Source organism: uncultured Tateyamaria sp. (assembly GCF_947496075.1).
Classification (GTDB): Bacteria; Pseudomonadota; Alphaproteobacteria; order Rhodobacterales; family Rhodobacteraceae; genus Tateyamaria.
In genome coordinates this window covers 48,899-71,178 of record NZ_CANMBJ010000007.1, presented here as the reverse complement: position 1 = coordinate 71,178, position 22,280 = coordinate 48,899, and the positions used below count along the sequence as shown (strand labels likewise).

Below are 22,280 nucleotides of genomic sequence, written 5' to 3'. Positions count from 1 at the left end.
CGTGCTGTTCATCTTGCCATACTCACAGGTTCAGGTTGGTTCTAAGCGGCAACTAGACCAAAATCCTGCCCTTTAGAAGCGCGGTTTCGACAACGCTGCTATGCAATTTTAGGGACGGGACTCACAGCCAGTATATGACGAGCGATGTGAGGTCGACGACGGACAGGAACACCGTCATGTACGTACAATCAAATAGACCACTCAGGTGCGCTGTTCACTACCATCTGCCTAGTCCAAACTTCGCATCACGCACTGCATATCTTCTTCCAATTTCCAATTCCGCATCCAGCTCCGGGTTTGGGCAGCGCCGGGGCAGTGAAACCGGAGCTGCCTCTAGCTGCTATTCGCTCTTGTAGGCTACCATCGAAACTTCAACCAAGACTGGCGCACCGGGCTTACCACCTGGCAGTTCCTTGACGGCGACTGCAGCACGTGAAGGTGGCATATCAGTCTCGCCCCAGTAAGTGCCATAGACCTCATTGAAACCACCATAAAGCGAAATGTCGGACATATAAACGGTTGCTCTGACCGCGTCGTCAAAGTCATAACCTGCTTCGGCAAGAACTGCCCTCAGGTTCTCCATAACAATTTTGGACTGATCCTGAATGTCATTCACGCCATCGTTGGCATGATCCGGAATGGCTCCATTCACGTATGGGATCTGGCCTGAGACGTACAAAAAGCCGTTGGCGGTCTTGACCCCTGGGGTATACGGGCACCAATACCGGCTTCTGGCTGGAAGAGTTCGCTGCCCCTTACTACGTTTTCCCGACGCAGGCGCAGATGTAACGCTTGCCTCACCGGCAGGCGGGCATCCTCCCATCGACTCCAAAAGTGCCGAGCCCGAGTGGCAGACTGATGCCACCCACCGCTTTGAGGCGGACGACGTAAGTAAGGCTGCTCTGGCAAACACTCTCAAACTGTCAGACGTCGATGCCGGCGATTATGACGCCGTGTTCTTCCCAGGAGGGCATGGACCAATGTGGAACTACCCGGATGACACAACGCTGGCTGGGTTGATCGAGGCCTTCGATGAAGAGGGCAAGCCGATTGGCGCTGTATGCCATGGACCCGCGGCCCTGGTCGGCGCACGCAAGGCGGATGGCCTGCCGTTCGTGGCTGGCCGCCGGGTGACCGGGTTCACCAATGGAGAGGAGGATGCCGTTGATTTCAGTGACGTTGTGCCCTTCCTGCTCGAAGACCGGCTGCGCGACCTTGGCGCGACAATCGACAATGCCACCGACTTCACGGAGCACGCGGTCACGGACGGCAACCTTGTCACCGGCCAGAACCCGCAATCCTCCGAAGCAGGTGCCAAAGCGGTCCTGGCCCTTCTGGCCACCCGCTCCGGCGCTGCGGCTTGAGAGGGAGATGTAAAGATGTCGCTTGTCTTGTCGCCAACCGCCGCGCACAGATCCACCGGTACACGGCTTGGGCTCGTCGCGGGTTTGAGTGCTGCCGCCATCTGGGGGGCCTATCTTGCCCTGTCTCGTGCGGGTATGGCGGCGGGGCTAGACGGGTTAGATGTTGCCGCGTTGCGCTATCTGGTGGCCGGTCCTGTGATGATCGCGATCGTGTTGGCCCGACATGATGGGCTGCGCCCGCGTATGACTGTCGGACAGGCCATCAGCGTCGCAGTCTTGCTCGGTCCACCGTTCGTACTGCTGAGTGTGGGCGGCTATGCGTCCACTCCGCTCGCCCACGGCTCTGTTCTTGTGTCAGCGTCATTGACCTTGGGCGGTCTCGCTTTGTCCCGCCGCCTGGCACTTAAGGAAAAGCTCGGGTCTTAACGTATGATTGGCGTGGTCATCATACTGTTGGGTCTCGCCCTGATCATCAGTTTGGAGCGGGGCCTGTCCGGCACATCCGTGGTCGGTGACGCCATGTTTATCCTCGCCGGCCTATCGAGGGCTACGTTTGCGAACCTTCAGAAACGCTGGCAGCTTCCTGCTATGGATGTCACCGCTGTGGTCGGCATCGCGGGGCTTGTCGCTCTTGTCCCGGCTTATCTTATTGTTCGCGGACCCGATGCGCTGATGAAGTTATCTCCGGCTATGCTGGTGGCTCAGGTCAGCGTGCAGGGGCTGCTGTCCGGCGTCATTGCGATGATCGCTTTTGCGACCTCCGTGCGTCTGCTCGGGGCCGCTCAAGCGGCGACCTTCCCTGCACTGGTACCGGACTTTGCCCTCCTGATCGGACTGCCCCTGACGGGCGAAGCTCTGTCTATGCCACAGATCTTCGGTCTGATGGCGCTTGGTCTGGGATTGCTGACCGTTCTCCGTGCGGCGCGAATGCAATGAGGCCAATGTTGGAAGGATCGCTGCGAATGTCTTTGTGGAGCCGCCCTTTGGAGGACCGCAGCGAGAGAGTGAATGGTCGGCGATCTGCTAGTTCGCCAATCATTTGATTTAGCAAGCGCAGCGAATGTCTCCTTGGACGGGCCGCACCGCAGCGATGAGGAGACTCGGTCAATGGCATCTGTGGGTGGCTCCTGCATTGCAAGAGTTTTCTCGCGATTTTTTGCGGTCGTTTTCGTCAGTACCGTCGTCTGTCTGGCCTGTTTGTGCGGTGGTGTTCCGCTGGCCATGATGAATTCCGCGAGCGAGGTTCCAATCGGGTTATCGGCCTTAGAAGAGGACCACTGCCATTCCCGGAGTGTCCTTGCTCTTGGTTGACTTACTTCCGCATCATCATTTCAACGTCTTGCATCTCGTGGGCAGTCGGCGCGGTTAGAACGCAGGCTGCCGGTATTCCTGTTTCTTCGTGAGCATCGCCCAGATGATCCTTGCTGCCTTGTTTGCCATCGCAGTGGTTGCTAGCCGGAACGGCTTGTCCGCGATTATCTTTGCGGTCCAAAGATCGACCTTCTCGGGCGAGCGCTTCGCCATAACTGCCCGCGAAGTCATGCTCACGACCAGCAGCTTTCGTATGTACCGGTCGCCTTTCTTGGTGATCTTGCCCAGTTTCTCCTTGCCGCCGCTCGACTTGTTGAGCGGCGTGAGGCCCGGCCACGCAGCCAGGTCACGTCCTGTCCGGAACTGATGCGCGTCACCGATCGTCGCGACAATTGCTGAGGCGGTGATCGGTCCGATGCCAGGCATGCGCATCAGCCTGCGCGCATCCGTATTGAGTAGCGCGTGTTGCTCGATCATCTTGGAATAGCCTTCGATGCGCTCGTTCAAACCGATGAACTGACAGCATTCGATGCCGAGCATACCATTGGCGATCTCAGGCATGCCCGGGCGATCGCCACTCAAGTGGCGCTTTGCGAAAGCCGTCACCGCTTCGATCCCAATTCGCAAGATGTGCCCGAACTCGCGCAACAGGCTGCGGATCATGTTTGCGATCTGTGTGCGTTGCCGAACGGCTAGGTCTCGAGTGCGGTGAATAGATAGAATGGCTTGCTGTTCCTCTGTCTTGATCTCGACAAACCGCATGGTTGGTCGTCGAACCGCTTCACAGATTGCTTCGGCATCGACAGCGTCATTCTTACCACGCTTCACGTATGGCTTGACGTAACCGGCAGGTATGAGCTTCACATCATGACCCAGCTTGCGCAGCTGGCGGCCCCGGTGATGGGACGACCCACAAGCCTCCATGCCGACCCTGCAGGGCGGGAGTGTCTCAAAGAAGGTCAGCAACTTTGCGCGCTTTATGGCCTTGTTGAAGATCACTCGACCGTTCTCCGAAATGCCGTGCACTTGAAAAACATCCTTGGCCAGATCGAGGCCGACTGTCTTAACTGTCATTGGGTGGCTCCTTTCCTAGCAGTCGTTGACAACTGCACTTTGGCACGTTCGATGCCGGTCGAGCAGGAGCCATCCACCTCATCCGGTTTGGGCCCTGCGCGAGATCCGTTTGAGATGGGGCAAGGGGCAATGCTGTGCGGACTCCGATGGCAGCAGAGAGCCGAACTTGTACATCGCATGATCTCGCTGCGCGCGCGCAGCGCGAAATTCGCTGCATCTGACTGCTTAAGGACGCCGCAAGGAGACAGGAAACTCGGACAATCGTGCATGTTTCCAAGGAATATGGTTTTCTCCAAGCCAACCCGGTGAAGCAAACTAGAGTAGAGAGAATGACGTCACTGTTAACTTAAGCACAAGCATCGGCATGTCCTCAACAGACACCGTTTCCGACGCAGATAGATTTATGTGTCTGCATTCCGCTTCAAAACTGAGCAGTCAAGGCGGCAGCGAGAAGTGAATTGTGTATGGCGCGGAAGTGCTCTTTCAACCAAAGTGAAAGATCGGCCGTTGTGGTCAGTTTGAAAGCCAGTTCTCTATTTTAGATTTCAAGAGTGCCCGAGAATAATTGTATCTTTTTCCTTAAATCGGATTTCAATTACTCTTGCGAACGTACCCATTCACCAGATTGACGAGTTGGCTCTTTAGCGCGTCAGCGTCAAAGTCATGGGGTGAATACTTCACCGCAGCATTTATTATGCCACTCCATCCGCCCAACATTGCGTGACGTTGGGCATCATCGAGTATGCGATAGGCGTTCGGCTGGTGTTCGACCAGCTTGTTTTCGAGACGAAGCGATATGCGATATCTGAGTGCATGAAGCTCACGCGCAAATCTGTCTTTTTCCTGCAAATGCTTGTGTAAGGACCCCCTGACCCATCTGCGTCCGTGAAAGCTATGGACACCGACAGCGGCGACTTGCCGGATCAGATCGTCACCATCATGCCCAGACCAGTTGTCGATTACGTAGCTTGTGCGGTTTTCCTGTCGTTCAGCTTCTCGCCGCACCACAGCGGTCAGGATGCCTTGCTTGTCGGCAAAGTACCGATAGAGCGACCCTATCGAAACACCCGCCCGCTCTGCGATGTGATTCGTGGTAACGGACGCCTCACGCGGGGTGTCCAAAACCTGAGTAGAGGCTTCGAGTATGACATGAACAGTATCCTCTGAGCGCTTCTGTGCCGGTCTTTTTCTCATAGCCCTGTTGGCTTTCATCTATCTAGCTCCTTGTTTTGGTCACTCATCAAGACGCGAGTAGTCGGTTTCCGTAGAGCGGTGTAGCTCAGCGTGGCTACAACTAAACCGAGTTTTATGTCGTGAAAAACCTAGCAACTCTCTTGCACCACCACAAACGCGCAAAGACGACACCTTCTGTTATCTTTGCCGCGCTCCCCCAGTCCTGGCCTCCGCTTGCTAGGCTTGCCAATACAAGGTTTCGTGATGGTCACACTGGCGTTGGATTCGCCTCGGTCAGAGGCCTGACAGGTTATCCGGACGTTGTGAACCATAGTACTTCTGCACCGCCACACTCAAGGATTCGGAAGCATGCAGAGATAGTGGAATTGGCATTCGGCGCTCGCTTGGAGCTGACGTTTCTGGCTGTGCGCTCGACGTACCTGGAAATTCTTGTCTTGCACGTCTGGAACAAGCTGGTCTGCAGAACCGACTCAATACCGCCGATGAGCCAGCCTGATGTGCCCCATGCCGCGGAGCGCGTGCCTGAAGCGGGACGGACCGAGCACTCTGACATGTCAACGCGTTCCATGCGTCCGGTCTCACCAGATCATCAAACACATTCAGCATCCCTGTCTGTTTTGCGTTCACTCCAACGTTAGAACACATGGGCGAAAAAGCGCACAGGGCGGGATTATTCTCCTGATCTGGGGCGTATCAACTAAGAAGCGATCTCAAATAGGAGAACAGTAAATGATCGGTTTTGGAGAAAAGACCTATCCTGACACCATAGAAACGATTGTCCGGGACAAGGCACTTCTGGGCGTTTTTCAAGACTTCCTTAAAGGCGTGATGGCTGACGAAAACATTAACATGTACTTGGCGCCACACGAGCCAGAGGTCGTATACGAAAGATTCATTAGGGAGGGAAGTGCAGAGCAGGTAAATGTTCCCGGCGGCCTTTTCGCGACAGCGAATGCCCTTGCAGGGCAAGCGGAAGAAGACCCTCAATACTGGCAGCATCCCGATTGGGTAGACATCCTCGAATCGTTTAGGTCCATGTGCGCCAAAAATTTGACAAATGATAAGCTGAGTCAATTCTGGCGCTCAAAGCAATTCAAAAAGCATCATGTTGCGAACGGCGGCAAACCCGAGGATCTTTCGAGCCCAAGGAATAATTTGGAGGATCCCACTGCGCCGCCACTTTGGCAACAGGCCGCAGAGCATTTTCAATTCAAAAATGCCAAAGTAATGCAAGCTTACATTACCGCCTTCGAACGCCACGGCGCGGATAGGACGAGGACCGTAGCAGTCAAATTATTGAAGGCCGAAGGCAGCAAGCTCACGCCTAACATCTTCAACAAGGTTCTTGTCAAATATGGGTTTGCGAAAGGGCCCGCCTCGAGCGATACAAAAAACAAGAAGCCCAAACTTGTCGACGACGGAATTGCTGTAAAAGACTGGCAGAAGAAGATGTGGGCGAATGGGTCCTTCACGATCGCTGTGAAGCAGTTTATTGAGGCGAAACTACAGGGCGATAAGCAAAAAATGGTCTCTGCGCTGGATACTGCTCAGAGCATCGCAGCTGTAACCGTCGATAAAGGCATAACCAAAAAAATGGTTGCCACAGAAATCGCTGCTTATGCCAAGCGCAAGGCGCAAGCCGAGAAACCTCAAAAAAATGAGGCGATCGATGCTGCTGCACAGGGAGATACGCCAGTTCAAGCCGACGGCGGCACGCGTCCAGAATTGGATATTTCTCTGGTTCCCAAGGTAGATTGGCAGACGTTTGTTAAACTCCATGACATCGATAATGAAGACACAGAAGATCTCAAGGCGATTGCGCAGGTTCTGATCAAAAAAGGCGAAGATCACGCGTTGATGTCGTCAAAGAAGTTGCACCAAAAGCTGAAGAAACAGAAAAGTAAGTCCAAGTTTCAGAGCGCGAGTCATATTTTAGGGGCAATCAGAGATACGATGATCCGTAAGAAAGACGGTAAAAAGCCTAGGAAAGTGTCTAAGGCACCAGAGGCCGCCGACGGCTGAACCCCGCGGGGTATTGCCAAGTGATCTTTTGCGTGCTGGCACTTTCGAACGAAAGCCGAAGGGCTGGCCCGCATCTCTATTTCTACAGAATTTGGAGGTACAATAGCCAAAATGCGGCGAACGGCCGGATTGTACCGCGACTCGCTCGCTCGAGCATCCCTACCCAATGACGGCTTTGGGCTGGGGGGTGCCCTTGGTGTCAGACGCGGCAGAGGTCGGCAATGAGCCCAATTTACCGGATGCTGCAATTTGTACGAACCTCAGCTAAGCGCTGTTCCGTGCCTTCTTGTCGGCTTTCGAGGTCGCAAAAACATGTGCTGAGACCAGCAGAATGGAGAGCGCAACACCCACACCAATCACAACAGGTGCTTTCCAGAGAATGAGGATGGCTGCGACAATGCGTAGGAACACTTCCCACGACCTGAGAGCCGCTTGGTCAAAACGCGCCAGCGCAGAGGCGAGCAGATAGAGCGCTGCCAGCAGGCGACAAAGTAGTATTGAAAGCGCGCCGAAATCGGTGTTTTCCGTATACCCATCCATAATGACGCGCCGCCCGTTCTCGTCTGTGATCGTGACGGCCTCAGGGATGAGCAGCAGTTCGGGATACCACGCAAACACAAAGGGGATTGTGAACATCACGATGCCGACCCGAACGGCAGACAAGGCTGTACGCATCGGCTCGGTCCGGGTAATCGACGCTGCCGCGAAGGCGGCCACCGCAACTGGCGGCGTGATGGCGGAGGCGACGGCAAAATAGAATACAAACATATTGGCGGTGAAGAAGCTGACGCCAAGCTGGGCAAGAAGCGGGCCAAGCAACAACGCCACGTTTACATAGGCCGGGACCGTCGGCATCCCCATGCCGAGGAGGATCGCGCAGAGCATGGCACAAAGCAGCGCCAGCATAAGGTAGACGCAGCCCGTGATGGGTATCTCAAATCCGAACACGCTAACCGACGTGACCTGGGCCAACCAGGATGTCACGGCGCGGGTCAGTTCGCCCGTCAGGCCGCTTTCATTCAGGAATGCCGCGATGATTGAAACCGCAAACAGGAGCAGGAAAAGGCGCGAGATCAGAATGCCGCCCTCCCCGAGCGCGGTCAGAACCTTGCTTGGTTGTGCTCGGGTCTCGGGATCTATGAACATCAGCGGGAGTAGGAAGGCGACGGCCCACCATCCCGCCGAGACAGCATCGCCGGCTGCATTTACAATCGTTTGCACCACCACCTGTGGCAGCAGCGAGGTCATCCAACCCTGACTGATCGTGTCTTTGTTGCCCAGAAGCAGGAACAGGATTGTCAGGATCGGCAGGAAGATGATCCAAAGGTTGCGCCAATCCTGTCGTCCCATGATCAAGTCGCCTGGAATGTCCCGCATCGGCGCAACGTTTTCGCGTCGGGCCTGAAACATCACTGCGAGAAAGATCGAAACAAAGAATGCAATTGCAGGGATGAAGGCCGCAGTGATCACCTTGGTGTAGGGCACAGCCGTCAGCGCCACCAGTACGAAGGCCGCAATGCCCATGACCGGCGGCATGATCTGTCCGCCCGAGGACGCTGCCGCCTCGACCCCTCCCGCAAATTGAGGAGAGAACCCATTGCGTCGCATCATCGGAATGGTGAGCCGACCCGTAGAGAGCACATTGGTTACAGGGCCGCCAGTGATGGTGCCAAACATCGCCGATGAGACGATGGCAGCATGCGCGGGGCCACCTCTTAAACTGCGCGTCACCCGTACCGCCAGCTTGATCAGCGAGGTGCCACCTGCTGACGCGCCAAACAGTGCGCCCAGCACCACATAGGGAAAGACCTGGTTTATGATTATGTCCATGAAGCGGCCCATAAACCCATCCGGCGTTATGAAAACATTCGTCGCCTTTTGCACCGCTGCAGCCAAGGCGTCGCCGCCATCCGCCCCCAACTTGGTCAGCAAGAAATTATTGTCGCTCAGGTCAAACACCCATACCAGCGCGGTGACAACGGTATAAAGCACCACCACGCTGGCCACTATGACCAGCGGCAGGCCCCAGACCCGGATGTTGTACAAGAAAAAGAGCAGGATGATGGTGAAGAGCAGCGGTAAGCTCCAAACCCCAAGCCGGGCCTGACAAGCAGGCACCTCAGCCTCAAGGGTCAAGCCGGGGATCAAACCTTCGGACCGGTTCAGGGCGTCTTCGATTAGGCGTGCGCGCTCGCCGGTGATCTGGTCGATCAAGCAGACAGAGTCGATTTCGATCCAAAACCCCAAAGCCCCTAGAAGCGCTGCCACGACCAGCCCGATGTCCAGTGCGGCCCCAAGCCAGGCCCGTTTGGGATGCGCCTCGCGCCAAGTTCGGTACAAGCTCCCATCAAGTGCCACAATCACCATCATCAGCACGAAGAGCGGCGGGAAAAAGTACTCTGTTGGAAAGCCCGAGATACGGAAAAACCGAATGCCGGTGAGCTCGCGCGCCCAGATCTGAAGTCCCGGTATCTCCGGCAGCGTGTTCACCATGCCGACCAAGACGAGCAAAAATGCGAGGAGCAGCGCGATGCGCTGCCCCTTTGGTCTTATCTTGGTCGTATCGTTCATGACCGGACCCTATTGCGAATTGCCGGAGACCTTAAGGTTTTACGCAATCCGCGATGCTGTGCCCCGCTTCCTCATAGGCGCGGACGGCACCAGGGTGCAGCTTCATCGTCACGGCACCGCAAACACCCTGACTTGTGCCGTCGATGTCTCCGAAGCTCAGGAAAAGATAAGGGCCACGGGGCGAGCCGGTTTCGAACCTTTCCTGCCCGGCGAGGTATGATTTGGTAATCTGATAGGCGAGGTCTTCGTCCATCGTCGCGGGCACGATCTGGGCGAATGCCAAGGCAAACGTGTCGAACGTGTCATCGTCAGTCACGATTGTGATGTCGTTTCCTGTGTAGGCGGCCCGGTATTCTTCGATTGGGATCGAGTATGGCGCGTTGCCAGGCGCGTTGACGATCTGTTGCCCCAACTCGCTGTTCAGCAGTTCGGAGGGCATATCATAAATTGTCGTGCCGCCAGCGGCAGCAATCGCAATCTGACGTCCAGACGGTAGACCTTCGGGAAGTGTCCAGCCATCGACCGCACCACCCGTAATCGTCGAAACCGTATCGGGCCAAGGTGTTTGGACGCCCTCATAGCCTTCGCCATCCTTCAAACCGGACAAAAGCTGGATTGCCGCCCGACCCGTTGTCAGAGCGGCACCGCGTGGCGGGCCATTGTAGATGCGCTTGCCTTCAATATCCTCGATCCCCTGAATCGCGCCACTATTGTAGTGACCGAACAATTGGGCAGACGGGGCCGAGAAGAACAATGCCCGAATATTACCCGCGAGTTCCGCTCCCTTTTCGGCGCCAACGCCTGAATAGGGGCCGACTCCGCGCGACAAGAGAAAGGGCAAGATCAGCGGCGCAGGTGCCATATCAAGCTGTCCTTCTGCAACAGCCTGAACCGAGTTCGTCAGCGTGGCCCCTTCGGTGATCTGCATTGTCGCCACACCGTCCGCGTCCAGAACGGCGGCAAGCGTTGTGTCAATGTAATGTGGTGTAGACCCCGGCGAGGTGGTTTCCGCGGTCAGTGTCGCTTGAGCGAAAGCTGCAGCGGGCAACAACGCCAGTATCGCTCCCGCGATGGATGTCTTGATCATTTTTTTCCTCCCTGAACGGTGCGCTTGCGGGCGCACAGTATTTCCGCTTGTCACGGGGCTCCGGCCTAAGATTTGCAAAGATTATGTGACTTGTCACGTAAAATAATTGCTGATTTTATTGCCGGCAGGAGGACCCATGACAACAGCCCAGAATGATCGCGTAGATCGCTACAAAGCGCGGTGTCTCACACAGGAACGTAACCTGTTTGGTCGTCTACAGGCGGCGGCGTTGGCCTCCCGCACGCAAGCCAAGCGTTTGCTCAAATCCAAAGGAGATCTGTCGATTACCGAGTGGCGCGTTCTTTGGGATTTGGCAGAGGCCGGTCCTTTGACAGTGACAGAGATGGCCTCCATCCAGAGAACAGATCACGCCCTGATCAGCCGCACCATCCCGGCCATGATTGAGAAGGGCTATGTCGCAACCAAAACAGGCACAACGGATCGCAGGACGTCTTTGGTCGCGCTGACAGCTGCTGGGCGCTCCGTTTTTGAGGGAACATCCGTGATCATGTCACAGCGGCGGGCTGCTCTTTCAACTGCGTTTTCCGAAGCCGATCTCGACGTATTCCTCGGCCTGATCGACCGTTTCGAGCAGTTCGTAGAAGACCCGAAATCACTCAGTCCGGCGACCGAGGGCACGGCATGACCGATAGACCCAATGTATTGTGGATCATGGCAGATCAGCTTCGTTTCGACTATCTAAGCTGCTACGGACACCCCCATCTTCACACGCCCCATATCGACGCGCTGGCCAAGCGCGGTGTGCGTTTTGATCGTGCTTATGTGCAATCGCCCGTTTGTGGGCCATCACGCATGTCCGCCTACACAGGGCGTTACGTGCGCAGCCATGGGTCAACCTGGAATGGCATGCCGCTTCGGGTCGGTGAACCCACGCTGGGCGATCACCTGCGCCAGGCCGGTGCCCGTGCTGTGCTGGTCGGCAAAACCCACATGATCGCCGACAAAGAAGGTATGGCTTGGCTCGGTATCGATCCGAAAAGCGAAATCGGAGTGCATCGGTCAGAATGCGGCTTCGAGCCATTCGAGCGTGACGATGGTCTTCATCCCGATAGCCCGCGTCAACAATGGTCTACCTATGACGACTACCTCGTGGCCCATGGTTACGACAGCGACAATCCTTGGGAAGATTTTGCCAATTCCGGCGTAGACGAGAGTGGAGAACTCCTGTCGGCCTGGCTGCTCAAGAATTCCCGTCTTCCTGCCAACGTCCCCGAGAAGCATTCGGAAACCGCCTACATGACGGACCGGGCCATGGATTTCATGGAAGAGGCCACGGCAGACGGCCGTCCGTGGATGTGCCACCTCAGCTATATCAAGCCGCATTGGCCCTATATCGTTCCGGCACCCTATCACGACATGTATGACGAGACGCATATTGTTGATCCGATCCGGTCTGATGCCGAACGCGAAACCGATCATCCTTTGATGCGCGCCTATCTCGACGCCCGCGTCTGTCGCAGTTTCTCGCGTGATCATGTGCGCGAACACGTCATCCCAGCCTACATGGGCCTGATCAAACAGTTGGACGACAATCTGGGCCGACTGTTCGCTTGGATGGATGAGAAGGGGCTGAGCGAGAACACAATCATCGCCGTTACCTCCGATCACGGCGACTACATGGGCGATCACTGGATGGGAGATAAGGACTTCTACCACGAAATGGCGGTCAAGGTGCCGCTGATCATCGCGGACCCTCGCGCTGAGGCCGATCCGAACCGGGGGACGGTTTCAGACGCACTTGTCGAAATGATCGACCTCGCGCCCACGTTCATGACAGCGCTCGGCTGCGCGCCAAAACCCCACGTGATCGAAGGGCGCGATCTGACGCCGCTTTTGCACGGGACCGAAGGATTTTCCCGCCATTATGTGATCAGCGAGCATGACTATCACTGGTCCGAGATGGCGTCATCGCTCAGCGTACCGCAGGAAGATGCCCATACGACCATGATCTTTGACGGCCGATGGAAATACATTTGCTGTGAAGGGTTCGCACCGGTCCTTTTCGACCTTGAGAACGATCCGGACGAACTTGAAGATCTCGGACGCTCAGACGCGCCGAAGCATGTCGAGGTGCGCTCGCGAATGGACGCAGCCTTGCTTAAATGGGCAACACGTCACCATACCAGGATCACGGCCACACCTGCTGTTTTGGCACGCCAGAAAACGGCCGCGAAAGATGGAATTCTCATCGGGTTCTGGGATGCAAAGGAATACCTAAATGCGACAGGGCAAGCCTTCAGTGACTTGGAGCCGTCCGGGAATAGGTGAATTCCGAGGCGCGTGTTTCCCAACAATGAACACATTGGCTCAGCAGCAGTACTCCTTCGATTAAACTGGTGTCACAATTTTTTAACCGGTAGCGGTCATTCGAATTGAATTCACTAAAGTCAACCTCGTCCGCTTTGCAGTCTTCGGCTCGGCCAACTTGATGCGCTCAGTTGCCAATGACCGCTTCAGGGAAGCTGCACCGCAGCGTCGCGATCGCCTGCGAATGTCCGCAATGGGCCGTCTTTTTCCGAGCAACAGGCGCTTGATGAGCGGATGCTGCGCCTGCTCCGATGGCGGCAGTGAGCCCATTTCGCCGGATGCTGCATATCGCTTGAATGTCTGTATTCCGCAATCTGCGCGAACGTTCCGTCGCCAGATCGCGGCGGAATTGAACGCGCGGGGTATCAAAACCGCACGGGGCGGCAAATGGCACGCGACCACGGTTCAGAATATTCTAACGGTAGCAAACGGGGCTGAGTCATGTGCGGCATAGTCTGGACAAGCACCCCGCGCGGAATACCGCAAGCGTGTAGTTACTCAGCGTCAACCACTCTTGCGGCATAGTGAGGGTTGTCGCCACCTGAGATCACGAGCGGCGACTGCGTGCTATGACGAATATCCAAGAGAGCTGTGCGTTTAGTCTTGCGGTTGAGGCTGGCCCCGACGACTTCATTCTCTGTGAGATGCCGACTCACTAACCTTCTTATGAGTTCTTCGATCTGCTTCTCGGAAAGCAGATAGTGCGGGATGTCGGATTCAAAGATCAGATTTGTTCCATCAAATCCCTCAATACGCCAGTATCGAGTTACGGTCATGTGCGCTTCCGACCCCGAAGCCACCAACCTAATGTAGCCGTGAGTACCGCAACAAAAATGGCCATGATCCAACTGATCGGGGCTACGCCGGTGTAGCGCATCGACACCAATACGAGCGTATCAATAACACCAAGAGCCACTCCGACACCCGCAGCCATTGGCCAACGCTTTATAAACAGACCGGAGATGAACCCTCCGATACCAGCTATGGAAAGAAGCTTAGCGAGGAAAATTCCGAGCAGGACAGCCATTTGTCTTTAATTCCTTCTTACCTCACACATCGGCATGTAGCATCATAGTTACTTGATCACCTCAGGTGACAACATCTCTTCGACGGTCCGATTATTCTAGGAATGCCCCAACAGATAAGTCAAAATCGGCAACGCTCATGAACCCGTGTTTCACATCTAAATGCGCCTGATGGATTGCCCCAACAAGAGTGGAGCCGCTAACGCATCCATGTCTTGTTGGCTCACTTTTGGGGGCAGACTTAGAGTATAGTTGGACGATCCAGCCTGTTTTTCTTCGCAAAAGTCCCTTTCTCGAAACTTTATGTATCTCAAAGATCATGATTGAGCCATCACCCGCAGCGATGTTCTCCAAGGCGAGTACCACGACGCCCGATGCCTTGCCGGATATGTCATAATCGCCATACTTATTGTGCTTCTTCCACTCATTAACTTCATTTGTGATTGCGGCTAGGTCGTAGTCGTTAATGCTGGTGTGCATGAAAATTCTCTCTCACTACTCGATCGCCTCAGACTACAGCATATTCTCAACGGACCCGGCAATGACCGCTGCGCCAGCATCAACGAAAGCTGACATTGCTTCATGAGATGCGCACGACCGCTTTGTCCGCCCTGCGGTCACCTGACTGGCCAGATCCAATGACGGCTTTGGGCTGCAAGAGCCATAGGTTTCGGTGCGGCGGGTGTCAGCATCGCGTCCAAACTGACCAGCGTCTAGCGGCGCAGCGGATGGCGGCATCGCACGTCGAACCATCGCGTCATAAGCTGCGAGGCATTGCACAAACATCGAACTGACGTTCATGGGGCGGAAATGCAGGCAAGACACGAGCAGCGAGCAATGCACGTTGGGCAGCCAAAACTTCGAACTGCCGATTGGCAATGATCGTTCTCGCATAGAGCGCTTGGTAGTCGCGATGGCTTAGTGCGTTGCTATCAATCAGGAAGTGGATGGGCTGCTTTTCATCTTTCAATTCAGTTTTCGCTCGACGTGTCTCCGATTCAAAGAACTCGAAATACATGCGGTGCGCTAATGCTTCGAATTGTCCAATCTCGCCCTTGTCAAACGCTGCAGACGCCTTCCGGCCCTTCTCAAGATCGTTGTCGACAAGGGGTGCGATGGTTGCGCGTGTTTCATTCAGGGCCTTGGTACGCACCTGCGTGTCCTCAACGCCACCAAGGTAGTTTTCCGGTAGGCATCTGGTTTGATGGGCAACAAGGCGTGGAAAATCTCTGAAATGTGCCACTGACTTCCAAGCATACAACATTGCCTGCGCAGCGCCTCCAACATTCAATGACACCGATTCAACATAAAAGCTCTCGAAGTCCGCTACCGGCAGAAAGTGGGCTGCCCAGCCGCCAATATGACTATCGAGTCCCTGTTCTGAATTGTGCAACATCTCTGCGCTACCTGCAGTCTTTGGGCGCGTTGCTTCCGATGTGAGATGAAGAAAGAAACTCCGTTTAAGACCGGTTGCTTCTGGCCGAGAACCTTCCAAGAGATCGGAATGTGACCGCCGCAGTATATCCCTGCGGATTTGTTTCCAGTCATCCAGGCGCTTTGCGCGCTCCGCTGCGGTCTCCTGTTTGATGAGTTTTTTGCGTAAAACCCAGAGAACGTGCTGCTTTAGCCCGTCACACTCCTCGGTTACTGTGTGCCAGAGGTTCGACCAAAACTTGGGACGTTTCAATTTTTTTCCTTTGATCAAACGCAGTTCCGCTAGTTCCTGGTCGGTCAACTAGCAACAAATCAGGTCGAAATCATGTCGTGTAAGTTTATGGCGAGCGCTTGAACGAATGAGCAAGCTGCGAACAACAGCGGACATTCATCCTGGGAACCGGCTGTCCGGTTTGTCCCGCCCTGCGGTCACCTGACTGGCCAGATCCAATGACGGCTTTGGGCTGGTGAGGTCATCGAGGTGCATCGCAGCAGATGTCCGTGAAGAGCACATAGTTCCAAATGCTGTGCTTTACACAAACGACCGTTTTTGGCGCAAAGGTTCTGGCACAATGCTTTCACCGATCATTCAACAGGTGGAAGTACTCGTATGACCATCCTGATTAACTCACTTCGACGCCCAACGCCGGTTTTGCTGAGAATTGCCGATATTTGGTTCTTCACAGTCACCGGAGACGTGCTGCGCATTTCCGCCATTTCCATAATTGAAACGCCTTGCAGTACTAACTTACATACTTCTGCTTCCGCTTCCGCTTCCGTGAGTCCATATAAGGCAACAAATCGATCCACGCGGATGTGTGGCACCCGATCAGGATCAATGACCGTGACTAAAGCACCTTCCAATGGTCCCTCTAGCTCGGCTTTGCTGTCTTTCAGAGGCGCTACATCAAGCAACAGAGGCGACTGTCCAGAAGGTCGCTGCAACGCGATCAACCATTCGTCACAATTGTCCTCACCGCGCGCCGTGTTTGCGGCTTTTTGTATGGCTTCGCTTAGTTCTGCGTTTTGGTCGTGATCATGGCATCTCAATCTGCCGTTTCGTTCTTTCGTTAGACCATCTTGCTGATCAAGAATCCGCTTGGCTTCATCGTTCTCAACGATGATGTCCCCTGATGGCAAAGCTATAGCAAGCCCAGCTTTGACCCGATTGAGAGCGGTTAGAGCCGCAGAATACCGAGACTTAAGCTCGGCAAAAGTACGCCCTAATTCGACAGCCTTTGTCAGATGCGGCAGCAGGAAGTAGGTGTCTTGGATTGCTGCTACAGGCACTTGATTTGCGCCTGTTGGAAACGCGATGCTCATTGCATCGAACCAAACCTTGTCAGAGTTCAGGCGCACTCCCAACCGTCTTCCCAATTTCAATCTCTTTCTCAGAAAGGCATAGTCAGCTCTTGCATCCAGTTCAGCTGCTGATGGCCCAATCTTAGTGTCCGGCGTCAGCTGATGAGCAGGCTGCTTACTGAGAAACTCCCAATCTGGGTCTTGGAGACGGCTAAGTCTAAGGCCATAGTAAATGCCCCACGGGCTGCGGACGAAGTTCAGATAGGTCGAGTTGAGCATTTGTAAGTCTTTGGACGCCGGATCGGACCTTCGGATCAAAAGCGCTATTGCTTTTGCTTCAACGGCGTTAGCAACACCATCTAGTGCTCGCCGCCAACGTCCAAGATTGACTGCAGCATCGTAGATTTCCGCCAAAGCGGCATACCCTTCTGGCTTCATTGCACAACCAACCAAGATAGCCGGTAATATTTTCTCTCATGATCCGAACAGATCATGCGCCGCCTAGGCTATCCGAATAAACTCCCTACACAAAGTCCTACTACGTACTTTCGGGCCAACATGCCTATCCAACGAAGCAGCTGGATTGTTTCGTGGACGTTGGCCCTTGCAGCCACGGAAAAAAGACAAGGGAGAAGTATTTTGCTAACCAAATTCTTACTAGCCGCTTCAATCGTGATATCAGCCGCGCCTCCGGTGCTTGCTGACAGTCATCAGCTAACACCGCAAACTGCTTGTATTCCCTGCCAACACGGTGGGGTGATACGCGGTCAAGCTCAAAACGGCACATTTTTTGATGTCGTCTTTCCCGGCAGCTCCAAGATGTGTGTCGATACGATTCAGCTAGGTGCGGAGTCTGGGCCATACATAAACTTTACGCGAAACGGTGAAGCGTGGCCGAGCCGCCCATGGGGCGTCAAAGCAAACTCTTGGTCAATCACATGTGCAGAATGACCTAGTGGATCAAAAGTACCGCAGTTCTGTACCGCGTGCAAAGCTTGATGGCTCATTTCGGACGAGAAAGGACAAGAAAAATATGAAAAAAATCGTTTTTGGCGTTGCTAGCATTTTTTTTCTACCGACAGCTCATGCGTATGCAAACTGCGAAGCCGTCCTGGTTCAGGATCGAAGTGAGCTCAGATTTGAAAGCCACACGCTTTATGCTTTCTCTCAACTCGTTTCGAATAACTCAAGTTCATTTGAAGAGTTCGAGGGGGGAGCCACCATTCCCATCAAGGGTGTTCCTGTAGAGTTCGACGGGCAGTTTCGACAAGAAACCGAATCCCGATACCTATCCCAGACAAATCGCGCATTTTCTGCCGAAGAACGGGTTGATTACCTTTCGCTGCAACTAAGCGATGCAGCAATAAGCGGATTTGTGGATTGTACAAAAGCCGAGGCTCAAGGCGGTGTTGTTCTGACACCGAGAAACCCCACAAACCACGACCTGTCAGTTCGGTTTGATTGGCGCTCGCCGCCGGGTATTTCGAAGGAGACAGCGCTTGAAGTGGAAGTCTTGGGAGGTAGACTGACTGCCGAGCCTCCGGCAAATCTACGCGTAGGTAATGACGCATTCACTAGATTTGTTACTCGGGAAGATGGCCAAGATTTACGAGTAAGGGCAGATGCGGGTGGATACACCGATGACATCTATCTTCCCTATACGCCCAAGCTGGAAACGCGCATCATCCAACATACTCATCGGTGGCCCTTTAATGGAGTTGGGTATCGAGTTGCTGATCAAGGCGATGGGCACGGTGAAAGAGCAAGCCCCTGTATCAATAAAAAAACCAAGAATGGTTTCATCCATCTTCGTTCCATAAATGTGGATTTCCAAGCATGGGGTGGCGGTGTCGTTCTGGATGACAGCGTTCAAAAGACAAGGCGAACATATGCGGAGGTTGTGAATGCAACGGCGGACCAGATTTGCCTAAGCATCAGTGTATATCCCCTCACTCGTCCAGGTGGCGACTCTCGAACCTTCGTATATTTCACAGAGTATGAGCTAGAGTTTAGGTTTATTGATTGACCCTTCCTTCGAGCAGGCAGCCAAAGCGGACCTCGACTTACTTGCAGCGAAGGTCAGCTCCGTCCGCATAGTCGACCTTGAACGTGCCCAGCGCAAGCCCTTGGGGTGGTGTCGCATCGAACATTCGGTAGCGTATTATGGTCGCCAAGCACATTCCACAGAAATTCTGTTCGGGGCCAGTCGCCAAAACACCAGCCCGCCGGGACGGGCTTGTGTCGGACCGGCGCCTTCGACTTGAGCCCGGTCTGGTCAGCAAACTGAATGAGTGACGACTTCGTCCGCGATTTGGTCGTACGATGGAAACGATACTGTGCACTTGCGGCGAATGTCAGGTTTGGCGGGCCGCACCGCAGCGTCGGTATTGGGAGATGAATGGCAGGTTTGGGCCGTCTGGCTCGACAATCAGGGCCTCGAACTTAAGAAGGCTCTGGCAGCGCGATATCTCTCGTTTCGCTCAAGCAATAGGTGCGGAAGAAACGAACCGGACGCTTGCGACCGAGCGACAAACATCTGGTTCGCGGTGGTCAGGTCAGTTTATGACGCAAAAGCCAATTTCGTATGACGTTCGACAACATTGTAGTGGCGGACCGAGGAGGATTCGAACCCCCGACCCCTTGATTCGTAGTCAAGTACTCTATCCAGCTGAGCTATCGGTCCACTGTCGGGCGGTTTAGTCCCGTGGTTCGGGGTTTGCAAGAGCTTATCTCGGCAAAAGTGCACCGCAGGTCAGATGTCATCACCTTTCGGCAATCGGATAGAAAAAACTGTCCCCTTGGGCCCCGTTCGGTCCAACTCAAGTGCACCGCCATGCCCGCGCACCAACTCTTGGGCAATGGCTAGACCAAGCCCTGTACCACCCTTTGCAACACCGCCCTGAAATGGCTGAAACAGATGCTCTTGGGCTTTGGGAGGTAGGCCGGGGCCCGTGTCAGAGATCTCGATCCACCAATTGTCAGCATCCTCGTAGGCGGACACATTAATCTCGCCCGGTTTTCCTGTGGCAATGATGGCTTGTCGCGCGTTGCGCACAAGATTTGATACTACGCGGAACAACTGTTCCGGATCTGCACGAAGCGAGAACAGCGGAGGGATGTTTTCACTCAGCGACAGGTCGTGATCACCGACCGCAAGGCGTTCGCTGTCCAATACGTCCGCCACCAGATCATCGAGAGTGAAGATCATAAGCGTGGGGCTGGGTTCCTCGGCCTTCCCAAACGCCAGCGTACTTTCGCACAGGTGCACAGCTCTTGTCATGGAGTTCACCAGCTTTGGCGCCATGCGCCGTACAAGCGGATCTTCAGACGCCTCGATACGGTCCGTAAAAAGCTGTGCTGAGGTCAAGATGTTACGCAAATCATGGCTGATCTTGGACACGGCACTGCCAAGTTGCGCGAGACGATCCTTTTGGCGCAGGGCCGATATGAGTTCCGTCTGCAGGCTGCGCAGGGCCTCCTCGGCCTCGCGCAGTTCAGTCACACCAGCATTCGGCGTAATGATGCGCCGCGCATCTTCTGGTGCCGCAGCATAGCGTTGCATGTGACCGACGACCCCGCGGATCGGCTTCACAAGGATCGCGCGGACAGCAATGAACAACAGCCCTGCGGTTACAATCGAAATAACGGCAGAAAGAACAAGGATGCGGATGCCATAGTCAATCATGGACGCGCGCAACGGCGCCGTTTCCATTGTGACTTCGATCAGAAGCCCGGCTTCGCGGGTTGGCGCCCCTATCACACGGATGACTTCGTTGTCGGGTTCAAGGATGCGCATCAATGCATCGCGTATCAGAACCGGGGCGGTGCCATCCCGCAGGTCGAAGGTGTCATCGATGGGTTGGGGCATCGGTGATGACAACATCAATTGCCGCACTTCATCCCGCCGCAGAACGACGTTGAAAACACCCGCGTTCACCAGCAATTCTTCTTCGAGATCGCTGTCGATCATGTCGTCAGCCAGCAAGGCAAGCGATGCAATCTGGGCGCGTTCGAGGCGGTTCTGCAGATATTCCTCCCGGAACCGCGCAATAGACGGCACAAAGATCAAAACCTCGGCCAGCATCACGAAGATCGTGGTCAGGATAAGGAAGCGGCCAGAGAGAGAGTTCATCATCGTGCTATGTGCTCAGGGAATAAGGCGTTGTACAAGACCTACCACCCGCTTAACCGTGTTGCTTTCAAAAAGGCGCGGACTGAAATAGGCACCGGCAACGCGTTTGTTGACCTCGCCGATGGTCGGATACGGCGACACCATCGCGGCGACTTGGCTCATCTTCATATTGTTTGCAATCACCAGTGACCACAGGTTGATCAACTCACCTGCCTGATGACCGGCAATGGAGGCACCAACAGGTCGTCCCTTAACCACCATAACCTTGATCAAGCCTTCGGTTTTGCGTTCCGCGATCGCCCGGTCGTTGTGATTGTAGTGAAACCGGACAACTTCCAGCTTGTTGCCGTGTGTCTCGCGCGCCTGCGCCTCGGTTGGCCCGACCTGCGCCAGTTCGGGGTCGGTATATGTCGCCCACGGGATATGTGCGGTCTTGGCTTTGGACGGCAACGCAAACAGCAATGACCGGATGATGACCCCGGCATGATAGCCCGCCACATGTGTAAACTGCAGACCGCCTGCGACGTCCCCAACGGCGTGGACGCGGCGGTTTGTTGTGCGCAAGCTATCGTCAACCTTGATCCCCGTGCGGGTGGTTTCGATCCCGGCGGCCTCAAGGTTTAGCTTGTCCGTGTTCGACTTGCGGCCAACAGCCACCAATACATGCGACCCGGTAAACCTGCGGCCATCCTTGGAGTGAAGCGTTACAGCCCCATCTCCACCCTCGACCCTATCGATCAGGGCACCTTCCGCGATCTCAATCCCTTCACCGCGCAGCTTGGTGAGAACCACGTCGGCCATCTCGGGGTCATCCTTGCCCAGCGCCGTGTCCCCTTCGATCACGGTCACCTTGGACCCGAGACGGCAATGCGCTTGCGCCATTTCCATCCCGATGGGGCCACCGCCGATAATCAGCAGATGTTCAGGGCGTTCGCGCAGTTCCCACAAGGTTTCATTTGTCAGATATGGCACTGTATCAATGCCATCAATCGGCGGCACGAAGGGGCTCGAACCCGTGGCAATGACGATACGACGCGCCTTGATGACCGTGTTGCCCGCCTGCACCTCTTTGTCCGAGATGAAGTGACCAAACTCACGGATAACATGCACACCAAGGCCTTCGAAGCGTTCCTGGCTATCGACCGGTTCGATCTGCGCGATCACCTGGTTCACATGGTCCTTGGCGGCAGCATAGTCGATCTGCGGGACGGCATTGGCGACGCCGTAGTCAGCGCTGTGCTCCTGCCCATATGCCATCTTGCCGCTTGCAATCAGCGCCTTCGATGGGACGCAGCCATAGTTCAGGCAATCACCGCCCATCTTATGTCCTTCGAGCAGGACAACCTTGGCCCCCATCTGGACCGCACCAGCCGCAACGGACAACCCGCCTGACCCGGCCCCGATCACCAGGAGATCAGTCTTGATACGTTTCATGG

The 22,280-nt window shown here is 55.0% G+C and carries 19 protein-coding genes, 1 tRNA gene and 1 pseudogene; 8 read left to right on the top strand and 13 right to left on the bottom strand.

From position 1 onward, the window contains the following. Positions 1–340: 340 nt before the first annotated feature. Positions 341–679: a RidA family protein gene (locus Q1A51_RS23110; RefSeq protein WP_299606137.1), complete on the bottom strand. Its 339-nt coding sequence runs from the start codon at positions 677–679 to the stop codon at positions 341–343. 23 nt (positions 680–702) lie between these two features. Here Q1A51_RS23110 and Q1A51_RS23105 point away from each other — a divergent pair. The 3 genes and pseudogenes from Q1A51_RS23105 (at position 703) to Q1A51_RS23095 (ending at position 2,300) form a co-directional block, all read left to right on the top strand. After that, a pseudogene (locus Q1A51_RS23105) lies at positions 703–1,364 on the top strand (type 1 glutamine amidotransferase domain-containing protein). Between the two features lie 15 nt (positions 1,365–1,379). Next, a complete protein-coding gene (locus Q1A51_RS23100; protein WP_299606135.1) occupies positions 1,380–1,790 on the top strand; it encodes a hypothetical protein in 411 nt (136 codons plus the stop codon). Between the two features lie 12 nt (positions 1,791–1,802). Further along, entirely contained in the window at positions 1,803–2,300 is a 498-nt protein-coding gene (locus tag Q1A51_RS23095; protein WP_299606132.1) for an EamA family transporter, read from the top strand. A 429-nt stretch (positions 2,301–2,729) separates the two neighbouring features. On the opposite strand, the gene Q1A51_RS23090 is transcribed toward Q1A51_RS23095, so the two are convergent. Both Q1A51_RS23090 and Q1A51_RS23085 read right to left on the bottom strand, forming a co-directional pair. Next, positions 2,730–3,749, bottom strand: coding sequence for an IS110 family transposase (locus Q1A51_RS23090; RefSeq protein WP_299606129.1), 1,020 nt, complete (start codon positions 3,747–3,749; stop codon positions 2,730–2,732). 591 nt (positions 3,750–4,340) lie between these two features. After that, on the bottom strand, positions 4,341–4,961 hold the full coding sequence (locus tag Q1A51_RS23085; RefSeq protein ID WP_299606128.1) for a TetR/AcrR family transcriptional regulator: 621 nt from the start codon (positions 4,959–4,961) through the stop codon (positions 4,341–4,343). Between the two features lie 711 nt (positions 4,962–5,672). On the opposite strand from Q1A51_RS23085, the gene Q1A51_RS23080 reads away from it, so the two are divergent. Then, positions 5,673–6,965, top strand: coding sequence for a hypothetical protein (locus Q1A51_RS23080; RefSeq protein ID WP_299606125.1), 1,293 nt, complete (start codon positions 5,673–5,675; stop codon positions 6,963–6,965). A 264-nt stretch (positions 6,966–7,229) separates the two neighbouring features. On the opposite strand, the gene Q1A51_RS23075 is transcribed toward Q1A51_RS23080, so the two are convergent. Then, entirely contained in the window at positions 7,230–9,536 is a 2,307-nt protein-coding gene (locus Q1A51_RS23075; RefSeq protein ID WP_299606122.1) for a TRAP transporter fused permease subunit, read from the bottom strand. 31 nt (positions 9,537–9,567) lie between these two features. After that, positions 9,568–10,623 carry a TAXI family TRAP transporter solute-binding subunit gene (locus Q1A51_RS23070; RefSeq protein WP_299606120.1) on the bottom strand — a complete coding sequence of 352 codons (1,056 nt, stop codon included), beginning with the start codon at positions 10,621–10,623 and terminating at the stop codon, positions 9,568–9,570. Between the two features lie 136 nt (positions 10,624–10,759). Here Q1A51_RS23070 and Q1A51_RS23065 point away from each other — a divergent pair, with 136 nt between their 5' ends. The 3 genes from Q1A51_RS23065 (at position 10,760) to Q1A51_RS23055 (ending at position 13,405) form a co-directional block, all read left to right on the top strand. Then, on the top strand, positions 10,760–11,269 hold the full coding sequence (locus Q1A51_RS23065; RefSeq protein WP_299606117.1) for a MarR family transcriptional regulator: 510 nt from the start codon (positions 10,760–10,762) through the stop codon (positions 11,267–11,269). Then, on the top strand, positions 11,266–12,912 hold the full coding sequence (locus Q1A51_RS23060; RefSeq protein ID WP_299606114.1) for a sulfatase-like hydrolase/transferase: 1,647 nt from the start codon (positions 11,266–11,268) through the stop codon (positions 12,910–12,912). The genes Q1A51_RS23065 and Q1A51_RS23060 overlap by 4 nt, the downstream gene beginning before the upstream one ends. Before the next feature lie 160 nt (positions 12,913–13,072). Beyond that, entirely contained in the window at positions 13,073–13,405 is a 333-nt protein-coding gene (locus tag Q1A51_RS23055; RefSeq protein WP_366870328.1) for a recombinase family protein, read from the top strand. Between the two features lie 40 nt (positions 13,406–13,445). Here the strand turns inward: Q1A51_RS23055 and Q1A51_RS23050 are convergent, their stop codons facing one another. From Q1A51_RS23050 to Q1A51_RS23030, 5 genes are all read right to left on the bottom strand, one after another. Then, on the bottom strand, positions 13,446–13,727 hold the full coding sequence (locus tag Q1A51_RS23050; RefSeq protein WP_299606107.1) for a hypothetical protein: 282 nt from the start codon (positions 13,725–13,727) through the stop codon (positions 13,446–13,448). After that, positions 13,724–13,978, bottom strand: a complete 255-nt coding sequence (locus Q1A51_RS23045; protein WP_299606104.1) for a hypothetical protein — start codon at positions 13,976–13,978, stop codon at positions 13,724–13,726. Before Q1A51_RS23045 ends, Q1A51_RS23050 begins: the two co-directional genes overlap by 4 nt. A gap of 91 nt (positions 13,979–14,069) precedes the next feature. Continuing rightward, positions 14,070–14,456 (bottom strand): hypothetical protein, encoded by a 387-nt coding sequence (locus Q1A51_RS23040; protein WP_299606100.1) that lies wholly within the window; start codon positions 14,454–14,456, stop codon positions 14,070–14,072. 277 nt (positions 14,457–14,733) lie between these two features. Then, a complete protein-coding gene (locus tag Q1A51_RS23035; RefSeq protein WP_299606097.1) occupies positions 14,734–15,711 on the bottom strand; it encodes a hypothetical protein in 978 nt (325 codons plus the stop codon). Between the two features lie 284 nt (positions 15,712–15,995). Beyond that, positions 15,996–17,150 carry a helix-turn-helix transcriptional regulator gene (locus Q1A51_RS23030; RefSeq protein ID WP_299606094.1) on the bottom strand — a complete coding sequence of 385 codons (1,155 nt, stop codon included), beginning with the start codon at positions 17,148–17,150 and terminating at the stop codon, positions 15,996–15,998. Positions 17,151–17,745: 595 nt separating this feature from the next. On the opposite strand from Q1A51_RS23030, the gene Q1A51_RS23025 reads away from it, so the two are divergent. After that, entirely contained in the window at positions 17,746–18,738 is a 993-nt protein-coding gene (locus tag Q1A51_RS23025) for a hypothetical protein (RefSeq protein ID WP_299606091.1), read from the top strand. Positions 18,739–19,318: 580 nt separating this feature from the next. On the opposite strand, the gene Q1A51_RS23020 is transcribed toward Q1A51_RS23025, so the two are convergent. From Q1A51_RS23020 to Q1A51_RS23010, 3 genes are all read right to left on the bottom strand, one after another. After that, positions 19,319–19,395: transfer RNA gene (locus Q1A51_RS23020), tRNA-Arg, on the bottom strand. A gap of 69 nt (positions 19,396–19,464) precedes the next feature. Next, a complete protein-coding gene (locus Q1A51_RS23015; protein ID WP_299606089.1) occupies positions 19,465–20,847 on the bottom strand; it encodes a HAMP domain-containing sensor histidine kinase in 1,383 nt (460 codons plus the stop codon). 12 nt (positions 20,848–20,859) lie between these two features. Further along, complete coding sequence (locus Q1A51_RS23010; RefSeq protein ID WP_299606086.1) at positions 20,860–22,278, bottom strand: FAD-dependent oxidoreductase; 1,419 nt, start codon at positions 22,276–22,278, stop codon at positions 20,860–20,862. Between the last annotated feature and the right edge of the window lie 2 nt (positions 22,279–22,280).